This window comes from Streptomyces kebangsaanensis, assembly GCF_001906585.1.
Lineage (GTDB): Bacteria > Actinomycetota > Actinomycetes > Streptomycetales > Streptomycetaceae > Streptomyces > Streptomyces kebangsaanensis.
This window is the reverse complement of record NZ_JUJA01000156.1, coordinates 153,473-165,637: the sequence shown is the minus strand read 5'-3', so window position 1 is coordinate 165,637 and position 12,165 is coordinate 153,473. Positions and strand designations below refer to the sequence as shown.

Annotated in this window: 10 protein-coding genes and 2 pseudogenes; 6 read left to right on the top strand and 6 right to left on the bottom strand. The window is 73.1% G+C overall.

What is annotated here, in order from left to right:
- The 6 genes and pseudogenes from RH94_RS44745 to RH94_RS27010 all read right to left on the bottom strand — a co-directional run.
- A pseudogene (locus RH94_RS44745) lies at window positions 1-1,188 on the bottom strand (DNA repair ATPase); the annotation flags it as partial.
- Between the two features lie 229 nt (window positions 1,189-1,417).
- Entirely contained in the window at window positions 1,418-3,517 is a 2,100-nt protein-coding gene (locus RH94_RS27030; protein ID WP_073950771.1) for a flotillin family protein, read from the bottom strand.
- A gap of 363 nt (window positions 3,518-3,880) precedes the next feature.
- Window positions 3,881-4,534, bottom strand: a complete 654-nt coding sequence (locus RH94_RS27025; protein ID WP_073950770.1) for an Rv1733c family protein — start codon at window positions 4,532-4,534, stop codon at window positions 3,881-3,883.
- Window positions 4,535-4,557: 23 nt separating this feature from the next.
- Window positions 4,558-5,373 (bottom strand): rod shape-determining protein, encoded by an 816-nt coding sequence (locus RH94_RS27020; protein ID WP_073950796.1) that lies wholly within the window; start codon window positions 5,371-5,373, stop codon window positions 4,558-4,560.
- Window positions 5,374-5,375: 2 nt separating this feature from the next.
- Entirely contained in the window at window positions 5,376-5,750 is a 375-nt protein-coding gene (locus tag RH94_RS27015) for a TraR/DksA family transcriptional regulator (RefSeq protein ID WP_073950769.1), read from the bottom strand.
- A 46-nt stretch (window positions 5,751-5,796) separates the two neighbouring features.
- Entirely contained in the window at window positions 5,797-6,123 is a 327-nt protein-coding gene (locus RH94_RS27010; protein ID WP_073950768.1) for a TraR/DksA family transcriptional regulator, read from the bottom strand.
- 378 nt (window positions 6,124-6,501) lie between these two features.
- Between RH94_RS27010 and RH94_RS27005 the strand changes: the two genes are divergently transcribed.
- The 6 genes and pseudogenes from RH94_RS27005 to RH94_RS44740 form a co-directional block, all read left to right on the top strand.
- Entirely contained in the window at window positions 6,502-7,455 is a 954-nt protein-coding gene (locus RH94_RS27005; protein WP_073950794.1) for a HAMP domain-containing sensor histidine kinase, read from the top strand.
- Between the two features lie 2 nt (window positions 7,456-7,457).
- Window positions 7,458-8,117 (top strand): response regulator, encoded by a 660-nt coding sequence (locus RH94_RS27000; RefSeq protein ID WP_073950767.1) that lies wholly within the window; start codon window positions 7,458-7,460, stop codon window positions 8,115-8,117.
- 92 nt (window positions 8,118-8,209) lie between these two features.
- Window positions 8,210-8,749, top strand: a complete 540-nt coding sequence (locus RH94_RS26995; protein ID WP_073950766.1) for a hypothetical protein — start codon at window positions 8,210-8,212, stop codon at window positions 8,747-8,749.
- A 108-nt stretch (window positions 8,750-8,857) separates the two neighbouring features.
- The gene (gene secD / locus RH94_RS26990; RefSeq protein ID WP_073950765.1) at window positions 8,858-11,155 is read left to right on the top strand and encodes a protein translocase subunit SecD; all 2,298 of its coding nucleotides are present in this window, start codon (window positions 8,858-8,860) and stop codon (window positions 11,153-11,155) included.
- Window positions 11,156-11,322: 167 nt separating this feature from the next.
- A complete protein-coding gene (locus RH94_RS26985) occupies window positions 11,323-11,655 on the top strand; it encodes a TraR/DksA family transcriptional regulator (RefSeq protein ID WP_073950764.1) in 333 nt (110 codons plus the stop codon).
- 302 nt (window positions 11,656-11,957) lie between these two features.
- Window positions 11,958-12,165, top strand: a pseudogene (locus RH94_RS44740) (hypothetical protein); the annotation flags it as partial.

Sequence of the window (12,165 nt, the reverse complement as noted above, 5' to 3'; positions counted from 1 at the left end):
GGCGGGGCCCGCCGAGGGGTCGGTGCGCAGCGCCGTCAGCGTGCCGTCGTCGAACAGGGCCCAGCCCTGGCAGGACAGCGGGGTGGCGACCTCCTCGCGGATGGTGTTGTACGACAGCAGCAGGCTGCGCCCCTCCGCGCGCGCGTGGAAGGCGTACAGCACGTCCTCGCCGTACGGCGAGCGCACCTCGCGCTCGAACTCCAGGCCGGAGGTGTCCAGTTCGTACGTCTTGTGGGCGCCGGTGGCCAGGCAGTAGCCGCCGGGGAAGACGATGCCCTGGTCGTCGGGCAGGCGGCGGCAGGCCTGCCCGATGCCGTCGAGGCGGAGGACGGCCCGGGTGAGGGTGTTGAAGACCAGGTAGCGGTTGGTCTCCTCCTTGTAGGGGCGGACGCGCAGCAGGATCAGCGCGCCCACGCGCGCGTGCGCGATGTCGGCGTCGGCGAGGGACTGCAGGGGCTCGTCCACCGGTTCGCTGTGGATGCCCTCGCCGGTCTCGGTGTCGTTCTCGGTCTTGAGGGTGAGGTTGCCGCCGACGGTGGAGACGTGGATCTCGCCGCGCACCGAGACGTGCGGGTGCCGGCCCAGCACGTGGTCCTCGCGGCCCGCCTCGGTCCACGCGAAGTCGTGGGCGGGCGGCAGCACGTGGTCGCGTTCGCCGCGCGCGTCCAGGAACGCCGCCCGGCCGTCGGCGGTGAGCGTCCAGCGCAGCACCCGGGTGTCGTCGGCCTTCTCACCGGTGCGGAACACGGCCAGCAGCCGGCCGTCCACACGGCGCAGGCTCAGCAGGCGGGCCTGCCGGTAGTAGCGGTGCAGGGCCGCGAACTCCCGTACGAAGGCGGGGTCGTCGAGGAGTCCGGGCACCGCGTCCTCGGGCAGCCGGTTCAGCTCCCGGTCGTGCAGGGCGAGGACGTCGCCCACCTCGGGCTCGGGCCGGGTGCCGTTGTAGCCGAACAGCAGGTGGTCGCCGACGGCGACGACGTCCCGGGGCACGCTGGGGTGCTCGGTGCGCAGCCGGCCGGTGCCGGTCAGGTCCAGGCGCGTGGCCCCGAACTCCTCGGCCCGGCGGGCGTTGAGCAGCTCGGCGCCGCGGGCGAGTTCGGCGGCCTGCGCGGTGAGCCGGTCGCGCAGTACCTCGTACGTCCCGGTGTCCACGGAGTCGTACGAACCCGTCTCCAGGGCGGTTGCCATCTGTCTCCTAGCGAGGGAACCGCCGGCCGCGGCCGGTGGGGGAATCGCTTCCCTGGTTTCTGGTGGCGCCCGCGCGTTCCGTGAGGAACCGGTGCGGGCCGGCCCGCAGCCTTCGGGCTGGAAGCCCCTCCTTCAGGAGGGGAGCGGAGTCACGGGTGGTGCGTCCCTTCACGAAAACGTGCGGGCCGGAGCCGCCGTCCCTGGCGACGGCTCCGGGACCATCCGGCCGTCAGACCCTGGCGGTGCCGTTGAGGGCGGTGAGCGGGGTGTCGGCCAGGCCCAGCTCGCCCGCGCGGTCGAGGAGCTGCTGCAGCTGCCCGGCGTTGCCGCCGCCGTCCTTCATCAGCTTCATCAGCAGCGCGGAGACGGTCAGGTTCCTGACGTCGGCCGAGCCGACCTGGCCGAGGATCCGGCCGAGGTCGTCGGTGAAGCTCGACGAGCCGTCCAGCCAGGGCGCCGCCAGCGCCTGCGCGGTCCGGGAGTTCTCGACGAAGCCGTCGACGCCCTTGCCGAGCGAGATGGCGCCCATCAGCCGGTCGAAGAAGACCGACTCGCCGCCGACGATGTCGATGTCGGCGTTCTCCAGGCCGGTCGCCAGCACCGTGGCCTGCGCCTCGGCGACCTGCCGCTGCACCTCCAGGCCGGCCAGCCGGATCTCCTTCTCCGCCTGCAGCCGCAGCCGGTACTCCTCGTGCTCGCGGGACGCCTCGTCCAGGGCGGCCATCGCCGCCGCCTTCTCGGTCAGGCCCGCCGCCTCGGCCTTCAGCTTCTCGCCGATCGCCGCGGCCTCGGCCAGCGCCTTGGCCTGGGCACCCTCCGCCTCCGCACGCAGCCGGGCCTCGGTGCCCTGCGCCTCGGCCAGCGCCTTGGCCTGGGCGCCCTCCGCCTCCGCACGCAGCCGGGCCTGCAGCGCCTCGGCCTCGGCGCGGCCGGCCTTCTCGATGACCTCGGCCTCCTGCTCGCGGACCTTCACGGCGGCCAGCCCCTCGGCGGCGGCCTCGGCCTGGACGGCCTCGGCCAGACGCAGCTTGGCGCGGGCGTCCAGGTCGGCGGTCTTCAACCGGGCCTCGGCCAGGGTGAGTTCCTCGGCCGCGCGGTGGGTGGCGGCCTGCTCGGCGGCCTCGGCGGCCTTGATGTCCTTGACCAGCTTCTCCTGCGCCTCGGCCTCGGCGGCGATGATGACGGCCTGGCGCTCGCGCTCCGCCTCCTCCACGGCGCGCAGCTTCTTGATGGACTCCTCCTGCTCGGCGACCGTACGGTCCACGGCGACCCGCTCGCGCACGACCTCGGCGATCTCCCGCTTCTCCGCCTCGACCTCCTTGTCGGCGGCGATCCGGGTCAGCTGGGTCTCCCGCTCCCGGGCGATGACCTCCAGGAGGCGGTCCTTCTCGATGCGCTCGTTCTCGATGGCGATGACCCGCTCGCGGTTCTTCGCGGCGACGGCGACCTCACGGGCCTGGTTCTCACGCTGGACGCCGAGCTGTTCCTCGGTGCGCAGGAAGGCGCTCTGTGCGCGCAGCCGCTCCTCCTCCACCACGCGGGCGGTCTCGGCCTCCTCGCGGGCGCGGGCGGTCTCGATCTCCCGCCTCTGCTTGATCTCGGCGTCCGTCTGCCGGCGCTCCAGCTCCAGGATGGCCTCGCGCGCGTCGACGTTCTGCCGGGTGATCTCCTTCTCCTCGGTGCGCTGGGCCTCGTTGGTGCGCACGTGCTCCACGGCGGTCAGCTCGGTGATCTTGCGGATGCCCTGGGCGTCGAGGACGTTGCCGGGGTCGAGCTGGTTCAGCGGCGTCTGCTCCAGGTAGTCGATCGCCGCGTCCTCGAGGTGGTAGCCGTTGAGGTCGACACCGATGACCTCGATGATCCGGTACCGCAGTTCCTCGCGCTTGGTGTAGAGGTCGGTGAAGTCCAGCTGCTTGCCGACGGTCTTCAGCGCCTCGGAGAACTTGGCGTGGAACAGCTCCTGCAGCGTGTCCCGGTCGCTGGCGCGGGCGGTGCCGACGGCCTGGGCGACCTTGACGACGTCCTGGGCGGTCTTGTTGACCCGGACGAAGAACGTGATGCGGATGTCGGCGCGGATGTTGTCCCGGCAGATGAGCCCCTCGCGGCCGGTGCGCGTGATCTCGATGGCCTTCACCGAGATGTCCATCACCTCGGCCTTGTGCAGCACCGGCAGGACGATCTGCCCGGTGAAGGTCACGTCGACCTTGCGCATCTTGGAGACGATCAGGGCCTTGCCCTGCTCCACCTTCCGGAACAGCCGCGAGAAGGCGAGCAGTACGAGGAGTACGGCGATCAGGCAGGCCGCGGCGAGTGCGCCGATGACATCCATGGCATACGTCCTTGATGGTGAGGGACGGTGAGTAAGGGCGAGCCCGGGGTGGCCGGGGCCGGAACCCTGCGGTGACCGGCGCGCCGTGCGGGCGCCGTGCGAGCGGGTGGTGCGCCGCGGGATGTTCCCCCTCGTTCCGTCTGCGGCACACCGGGCGGCGGACGTTCCCCCCTGCCGGTTCCGGTGCCGGACATCTGCCGGTGTCCGGCACCGGAACCGTCCGCGGTGCTCCCCGTGCGACATTCTGCCCGTGGACATGCGACTCGCGCATTGCCGGTTTCCGGCAATGTTCGGTGGGTGTTCCATGCCGGGGCGTGACGGGGCCCCGTCAAACCTGGGTGGCGGTGGTACGGAGAGCGGGGGCTAACGGAACGTCGTCCAGCGGGGGGCCGTACGGGACCAGGCCGCGGCCCAGGCGGAGAGGTTGCGGCGGCGGAGCATCAGGGCGGTGAGACCGTACACGGCCGCGCCGACGGCACAGACGGCCAGGGCGGCGATGATCGCCCAGCCCATGCTGCGGCTGCGGATCTGGTCGTCGGTCATGGGCGGCTCGGTGATCCGCCCCTCCGTGTCCGCCCACACGTCGACGCTGCTGCCGGCGGACAGGCCGGGGTGGACGTCGGCCTGCGCGGTGCGGGTACGGCCGCCCGGGTCGGTGAAGCGCACCCGGACCGGGTAGCGGGTCCGCTTCGCCTCCTCCGAGCCCGGCTCGGGGTGGCGGGGGGAGTCGTGGACGAGGACCGCGGTGGTCTGCCACCGCGTCCGTTCCTGGTGCTCGGCCGTCCGCGCGTAGTGACGGAAGGCGGCGTCACCGGCGAGGAACACGGCCGCGGGCACGGCGGCCAGCACGGCCAGCAGCAGACCGAGGCCGACCCACGCCTGCAGCAGGTCGGTGCGGCGGCGCAACGGGTTGCGCCGCAGGCGCCACAGCTTGACGCGCGAGAGCTCTTCGGGGGCCGGGTCTTCGGAGGGCAGGTTTTCGGAGGGCGGCTGTGACCGGGGAAGGCCGCCGGACATGGTGTGTCTCTCCTTCCTGGAACCTAGGACTCGGAGGGGGCGGAATCCGTCTCCGAGGGATGGTCGCGGACGGACCGCAGGAGTGTGGCGGCGCCGCGGACGGCGGCGGTGTGCGGCGCCGCCACGGCCCGGAGGGGTGCGTGCAGCCTGCCGGTGAGGTGGTAGGTGATCTCGGGGCGCAGCGCGCCCCCGCCGGCCAGCAGCGCGCCCCGGCGCAGGGCGTCGATGGTGAGCGACGTACGGTCCTGCCGCAGCATCGCGGTCACCATGGTGGCCACCGCGTCGCAGATCTGCAGCGGTGAGGCGGTGTCGAGGTCGGTGGTGCCCAGCGCGGTGCGGCGCGCGTCGACGACGGCGCCCTCGGACAGCAGCACCACCTCGGTGAGATGGGCGCCGATGTCCACCACGAGCAGCGGACGCGACAGGTCCGCGCCCGCGGCCAGTGCCACGGCCCGGGCGCTGGGGATGGTGAGTACGCCGCGCGGCCGCAGCACCTCCACCGCCGTACGGGCCTCGTTGCGGTAGGCGACGCCGTCCAGCACGGGAGCGGTGACGACGACCAGCGGGCGGGTGAAGCGGGGCAGCCGGTGGCCGAGCAGGCGCTCGAGCATCCGGGCGGTGCCCTCGGTGTCGATGATCGTGCCGCGCTGGATCGGGTACACCGCGCCGGCGCCGGGGAAGGTCACCGTGGGGACGTCGATGACCAGTCCCCGGCCGGCGACCCAGGCGCGGGTGCGGGCGCTGCCCATGTCGAGGGCGACGCCGCAGCCCTGCCGGCCCAGCGGCCACGGCCGGTGCCGGGTGGCGGCGGAGGCGGCGGCGCGCGAACGCTGGGTCATGGTCACCGTCCGGCCTCCCTGACCTGTTGGCAGCGCGCGCAGTAGCGGGCCTGCGGCACGATCGCCAGACGTTCCCGTTCGACGGGACGCCGGCACAGGTGGCAGGTGCCGTAGCTGCCCTCGTCCATGCGTGCCAGAGCGGCCTCGACGTCGGCGAGGACCATGCGGGCGGAGGCCGCGAGCTTGACGCGGACCTCCACCTGCGAGGCGGCCTGCCGCTGGAGCACCGCGTCCGCGCGGGATACCGCGACGGCCGAGATCTGCTGCAACTGCTCCTGGCGGAACAGCCGCTGCTCGTCGAGGTTCTCGCGGAGCGCGGCGAGGTCCTCGGACGTCAGGTGCGTGGCGCGGTCGCCGATGATCTGGTGGTTCACCACTTCACCCCTTGGGCAGGGCGGGAGACGAGGGCAGGGCGGGCGGGGATCAGGCGGTACGGCGCCGGCAGGAGACGCAGTGACCCGTGTAGGGCAGGATCTCCAGGCGCTCCGCGGGGACCGGCTTGCCGCAGCCCAGGCAGGTTCCGTAGGTGCCGTCCTCGATACGGGCGAACGCCTCGTCGATCTCCTTCAGGACGCCCTCGATGGCTTCCCGCTGGGAGGACATCAGGTGGTCGTCCGCCGTCTGCCCGCTCTCGCCGAGGGCCTCCAGCTGCACCAGCCGGGTCCCGCGGGCGTGCTCCAGGCGTTGGCGGGCCTCCTCGGCTGCCACGCGCTCAAGGCGGGGTTCGGTCCGGGCGGCGTCGAGCGACATCGTCAGTGCCTTTCTGTCTGTATGGTCCGCACGGCCCGCGTGGTCCGCAGGGGCCGCGTGGACCGCGTGGTCCGCATGGGGGGACGGGGGTCGGTCACATCCCAACCCTGGACGACCGGGCCGCGGTTTCCCATCGGGCCCAGGACCCATTTGCGGGTGGTCGGGGAGTCCACTCGGTGGGGGCATGGGTAGGCCGCGCCCCGCCAAATGGGGACCGTGCCCCATCGACTCCGGCGGCCGGCGGCGGCACACTGGCGGGTGGCCCGGTCGGGACCGGGGCCCGTCCTCTCCGGCGGGTTCCAGGGGCCGCAGCTCGTCCGGGGTGCGCGATGCCCGACAGTGGAGGCAGACCGCATCACGGAAGGAGGCGTGACCCTGGTGTCCCTGTTCTGGCGGATCTTCGGGCTCAACGCCGTGGTGCTGGGCTCGGCCACCGCGCTGCTGCTGTGGGCCCCGGTGACCGTCTCGGTGCCGGTGGTGCTGACCGAGGCGGTCATCCTGGTGGTCGGCCTGGCCGTCATGCTGGTCGCCAACGCCGCCCTGCTGCGGTGGGGGCTCGCCCCGCTGGACCGGCTGACGAAGCTGATGACCACGGTGGACCTGCTGCGCCCCGGTCAGCGGCTGCCGGTGTCCGGCGGCGGTGAGGTCGCCGAGCTGATCAGCACGTTCAACGCGATGCTGGACCGGCTGGAGCAGGAGCGGGCCACGAGCAGCGCGCGGGTGCTGCTCGCCCAGGAGGCCGAGCGGCGCCGTATCGCGCAGGAACTGCACGACGAGGTGGGCCAGAGCATGACCGCGATCCTGCTGGCGCTCAAGCGGGCCGCGGACGAGGCCCAGCCGCCGCTGCGCGACGAGCTGCAGCAGGCGCAGGAGATCACCCGGGGCAGCCTGGACGAGGTCCGCCGACTGGTGCGCCGGCTGCGGCCGGGAGTTCTGGACGACCTGGGTCTGATCGCCGCGCTGACCTCGCTGACCAGCGATTTCGCCGCCCACACCGGGCTGCAGGTGATACGGCGCTTCGACACCGATCTGCCCTCCCTGGAGCCGGAGACCGAGCTCGTCCTCTACCGTGTCGCACAGGAGAGCCTGACCAACGTGGCCCGGCACGCGGACGCCGAGCGGATCGTGGTCAGCCTGCGGCGCACCGACGGCGCCGTGGAGCTGGCCATCACCGACGACGGACGCGGCATCAAGGCCGCGTGCGAAGGCGCCGGAATCCGCGGCATGCGTGAGCGGGCCCTGCTCATCGGGGCCGGCCTCGACATCGCCCCCGCCCCTGTGGCCGGAACCCAGGTCCGGCTGACCGCGCCCGTCCCCAGGAAGCAGCCCTGATCATGTCCGACCCGACCAAGATCCGTATCCTGCTCGCCGACGACCACGCCCTGGTACGGCGGGGGGTGCGGCTGATCCTCGACCGGGAACCGGACCTGGAGGTGGTCGCCGAGGCCGGTGACGGCGCCGAGGCCATCGAGATGGCCCGCGCCCACGACGTGGACCTCGCGGTGCTGGACATCGCGATGCCCCGCCTGACCGGTCTGCAGGCCGCCCGCGAGCTGGTGGCGCTCAAGCCGGACCTGCGCGTCCTGATGCTCACGATGCACGACAACGAGCAGTACTTCTTCCAGGCGCTGAAGGCCGGGGCCAGCGGATACGTGCTGAAGTCCGTCGCCGACCAGGACCTGGTCGCCGCCTGCCGGGCCGCGATGCGCGACGAGCCCTTCCTCTACCCCGGGGCGGTGACCGCGCTGATCCGCAACTACCTCGACCGGGTCCGCCACGGCGAGGAGACCCCGGACCAGGTCCTGACACCGCGCGAGGAGGAGGTCCTGAAGCTGGTGGCGGAGGGGCACTCCTCGAAGGAGATCGGTGAGATCCTCTTCATCAGCGTCAAGACCGTGCAGCGGCACCGTGCCAACCTGCTGCAGAAGCTCGGTCTGCGCGACCGTCTCGACCTCACCCGCTACGCCATCCGCGCCGGTCTGATCGAACCCTGACCGCACTCCACGACCACCTGGGGTCCCGGCTGTCCACTCCCCGGTCGGGACCCCGGGTCCGACACCCGCACCCACAGGAAGGGGAACGCTGCATGCACCACGCTCCACGTGGCGCCCCCAGCCGTCCCCTGGTCCTCCTGTCGGCGGTGCTCCTCGCCCTCCTCGCCCTCTTCACGGGCAGCCCGTCCCCGTACCCCGCGGCAGTGGTGTCCGCCGCACACGGCGTCACGGACGGCCTGCCCGCCCCGGCACACACGGACCACCACCCCGGGGCGCCCACCGCCCCCGACCACCGCGCCCCGCGGCACCCCGGCCCCGTGGACACGGGCGGGGACACCGGCCGGGGGGACCCTCCCGGCGGTGCTCCCCGGGCCGACGACCAGTGCGGTGCCGTGTGCTCCACGCAGAGCGGGACCCGGCAGGAGGCGCACGGGGAGCGTCCGCCCCAGCACGCGCAGCCGGTGACGGCCGTGCAGGAGGCGATGGTGGCCGCGCCCCCCAGCAGGCGCGTGGCGCCGGTGGGCGGGTACGTGCCGTGTCCGGTGGGGCACGTGGTCCGGGTCGGGGGACGGGCGCCGCCCGGCGGCCAGGTCCTGTCGTCACACTGCCGTCGTCCGCCCGGAGGGCGGTAGGCGGGGACGTGACGCCAGGGCCTACGGCATGACGCTCTGTTCCGTTCGCCGTTCGAACCGCCGTGACCGCGCAGGCCGTGGTCGCGGTGTGCCCGCCGGAGGCCTTTCTTGATCCGTTCAAACAAGGTGAGGACGTTGTTCGCCCTCATCGTGATCGCCCTGTCCGTCTACATCACCGTCACCGTTCCGGTCCGTCTCGGACTCGACCTGCGGGGCGGCACCCAGATCGTCCTGGAGACCCGCTCCACCCCGACCACCAAGGCCGACCGCGCGGCCACCGACCGCACCCTGGAGGTGCTCCGCGGCCGGGTCGACGCGCTCGGTGTGGCCGAGCCGACCCTCGTCCGCTCGGGCAGCAACCGGATCATCGTCGAGCTGCCCGGCGTACAGGACCCGAAGAAGGCGGCCGACGTGCTCGGCCGCACCGCCCAGCTGACCTTCCACCCGGTGCTCGGCGTGGCCGACGCCACCGAGGACACCGCCAAGCCCAAGCCCGGGGAGTCGAAGGAACTCCTCCTCCCCGACGAGTCGGGGCAGAAGCTGCGCCTGGCGAAGACCGCCCTGACCGGCAAGGACGTCAAGGGCGCCGACGCCCGCTTCGACCAGGAGATGGGCGCGGGCTGGCACGTCACCATCGACTTCGACAAGACCGGACGCGGCGGCTGGACCAAGCTGACCGGTGAGGCCGCCTGCAAGCCGGTGGGCGACCCCGCGCGCCGCGTCGCCATCGTGCTCGACGACCGGATCATCTCCTCCCCGCAGGTCGACCCGTCGGTCGCCTGCGGCACGGGCATCCCCGGCGGCTCCACGCAGATCACCGGCTCCTTCAGCGACGCCGAGGCCCGCGAGCTGGCCCTGCTGATCAACGGCGGCGCCCTGCCCGTGCCGGTCGAGACCGTCGAACAGCACACCGTCGGCCCGACCCTGGGCGCCACCGCCATCGAGGCCACCGCCTGGGCCGCGGTGATCGGCACCATCCTGACCGCGCTGTTCATCATCACCGTCTACCGGCTCACCGGCTTCCTCGCGACCGTGGCCCTGGCTTGCTACGGCGTGATCTCCTACGCCGCCCTGGCCGGCCTCGGCGCCACCCTGACCCTGCCGGGCCTGGCCGGTTTCGTGCTGGCGATCGGCATGGCCGTGGACGCCAACGTGCTCGTCTTCGAACGCGCCCGCGAGGAGTACGCCGGCATGCACCGGCCCAGCACGCGCTCGGCCCTCACCGCCGGCTTCCGCAACGCCTTCAGCGCGATCGCCGACTCCAACGTCACCACGCTGATCGCGGCCGGACTGCTGTTCTTCCTGTCCACCGGCCCGGTGCGCGGCTTCGCCGTCACCCTCGCCATCGGTGTCATCGCCTCCATGATCAGCGCCCTGGTGATCACCCGGGTGCTCGCCGAGTTCGCCGTGTCCCGCCGGTCGGTGCGCCGCCGCCCCCTGTTCACGGGCCTCGCGACCACCGGCCGGGTGCGCGACTTCCTCGTGCGGCGCGACCCGCAGCTGATGAAGAGCCCGCGCCGCTGGCTGGCCGTCTCCGCGGTCGTGCTCGTGCTCGCCGGGACGGGCATCGCGGTCCGGGGCCTGAACTTCGGTCTGGAGTTCACCGGCGGCCGGATGATCGAGTACAGCACCAGCACCCCCGTGGACCCCGAACGGGCCCGCACCGCCCTCGCCGACGCCGGCTTCCCCGGCATGGTCGTGCAGTCCTCCGGCGACAGCGGACTGTCCGTGCGCACCGAGGAGCTGACCAACGCCGAGGCGGCCAAGGTCGCCGACACCATCGGCACCCTCGGCGGCGAGACGGAGAAGGTCCGCGACGAGCTGATCGGCCCGAGCATCGGCGATGAGCTGCGCCGCAACGCCCTCATCGCCCTCTCCGTGGCCCTCGGCGCCCAGCTGCTGTACCTCGCCGCCCGCTTCCGCTGGCTGTTCGGCTCCGCCGCGGTCGCCACGCTCGCGCACGACGTGCTCATCCTCGTCGGCGTCTTCGCGTGGCTGGGCAAGCCCATCGACGGCGTGTTCCTGGCGTCCCTGCTCACCGTCATCGGTTACTCCGTCAACGACTCGGTCGTCGTCTTCGACCGCATCCGGGAGCTGGTCCGGCGGGACCGCAAGGCGCCCCTGCCCGAGGTCTGCAACAAGGCGATCCTGCAGACCGTGCCCCGCACCGTCAACACGGGCATGGGCGCGCTGCTGATCCTCGCCTCCCTGGCGGTGTTCGGCGGGGACTCGCTGACCGACTTCGCGCTCGCGCTGCTCATCGGCCTGGTGGTCGGCACCTACTCCTCGGTGCTCACCGCGACCCCGCTCGCCATCGAGTTCAACAGCCGGTGGGGGAGCACCCCGAGCCGCCCGCAGCGCCGCAAGCCGGCGGCCCGCCGCCCCGCACAGGGCGCGCAGGTCTGACGCACCCGTTCCGGTGGGCGGTGCACCCCGCCGCCCACCGGAAATGGGTGCTGCGACCGATGGCCGCGGCCTTCGCGCCGGGCCATTCTGGAGGGTCAGGAGGGGGGCCGCACGTCACCGCGGCCCCCCCTCGTCACCGGCTCTCTGTCGGAAGGGACCGTATGCCGATGTCGTGGGAGACCACCCGTAGTGCCTCCGCGGCCGAGCGCATGAGCGCGCACGAGGCCCGGCAGCGCCTGGAACACGAGCGCAACTCCCGCCTCGCACAGCTGCGGGCCGTCGAGGAGACCGCCAACGGCGGCCAGGAGGCCGACGACCTCCTGAGCGCGCAGAAGAGCGCCCTGAAGCAGGCGCTGAAGGACATCGAGGCCGCTTTCGGCCGACTGGACGGCGGTTCGTACGGAAGCTGCGAGCACTGCGCCAAGCCCATCCCGGTGGAACGGCTGGAGATCCTGCCGTACGCCCGCTGCTGCGTTCCCTGCCAGCAGCGCGCCGTCTGACCGACGGCCCCCGGGCCGCGCCCCGGGGCCGCGGCGGCATCCGCGACGTGCCCGCCGCCGGCACCGGCGGCCCGGGCACGAGCACCCCGCCGGACTCGTCACCGCCGTCGTCCCGGCGGCCGACAGGATGCCGCGGGACGACCCCCGGCCCGAACCCGCCGCCGCGGACCGCCGCCGTGCGCGGGGCCGCGCGGCCCGGGGGGAACGCGCCGGTCCGGTTTACGGTCCCTACGGTTGTGCACGGTGGGCGGGGAACAGGGGAGGGGACGTGTCACCCGAGCGGCTCTCAGGACGGCGGCCCGGTGCGGGCCCGTGACGTCACGGCCCGGTGCGCGCGGTTCGCCGTACGGACCCTGCGCGGCGAGTGGCACGCCATGGTCGTCGACCCCGTACGGCGGTTGACGCACCGCGGCCTGTCCGGGCTGGTGCTGGCGTTCGTGGCGGCCTTCGGCGTGATCTTCTTCCACGAGGTCGCGCAGCGGCCGGCCGGTGAGACGGCGGTACGGCTCC